General features: G+C 43.4%; 1 protein-coding gene. It reads right to left on the minus strand.

Annotated features, from left to right (window positions below):
* Positions 1–40: 40 nt before the first annotated feature.
* Positions 41–1,080: F0F1 ATP synthase subunit alpha (gene atpA, locus J2Y37_RS15850; protein ID WP_349033421.1), on the minus strand; the 1,040-nt coding region annotated here is incomplete at its 5' end.

Consider the following 1,080-nt stretch of genomic DNA (forward strand, 5'->3'; position numbering starts at 1 on the left):
CGAAGGTTGATCCGTGAACCAAACTTAACTAAAGCTTAACTTAGTAAGTTTGAGTCGCTTTGAAGCTCTCAATACCTGCTTTGATTGCCGCTTCGATGTCTTTGTTATAATCACCAGTTTCATCGATCTGTTGCATTAACGCAGCTTTTTCAGAGCGGAAGTAAGAGATTAACGCAGCATCAAAGTCTACGATTTTCTTCACTTCAACGTCAGACATGTAGCCTTCGTTAGATGCATAAACAGAAACAGCTTGGTCAGCAATTGAGTAAGGCGCATATTGTTTCTGCTTCATTAACTCAGTTACACGTTGACCATGCTCAAGTTGTTTACGTGTTGCTTCATCAAGATCAGAAGCAAACTGAGCAAACGCAGCCAATTCACGGTATTGCGCTAAAGCAGTACGGATACCACCAGACAATTTTTTGATGATCTTCGTTTGAGCAGAACCACCAACACGCGATACCGAGATACCCGCGTTCACAGCAGGACGAATACCCGCGTTGAATAATGATGTTTCTAAGAAGATCTGACCGTCAGTAATCGAAATTACGTTGGTTGGTACGAATGCAGATACGTCACCGGCTTGAGTTTCAATGATCGGTAATGCAGTCAAAGAACCAGTTTTGCCTTTAACTTCACCGTTCGTGAATTTCTCAACATAGTCAGCAGAAACGCGCGAAGCACGTTCAAGAAGACGAGAGTGAAGATAGAATACGTCACCTGGATATGCTTCACGACCTGGTGGACGACGTAAAAGTAATGAGATTTGACGATAAGCAACAGCTTGCTTAGACAAATCATCATAAATAATTAACGCATCTTCACCGCGATCACGGAAGTATTCACCCATTGTACAACCAGAATACGGAGCCAAATACTGCATTGCTGCAGGATCAGCGGCCGCAGCTGCGACAACAGTTGTATACGCCATAGCGCCAGTTTCTTCTAGCTTACGTACTACGTTTGCAATTGTTGATTGTTTTTGACCAATCGCAACGTAAACACATTTAATGCCAGAGCTTTTCTGAGCGATGATCGCATCGATCGCCATTGCTGTTTTACCAGTCTGACGGTCACCAA

The sequence above is a fragment of the Acinetobacter sp. 3657 genome (genome assembly GCF_031456775.1).
GTDB lineage: Bacteria > Pseudomonadota > Gammaproteobacteria > Pseudomonadales > Moraxellaceae > Acinetobacter.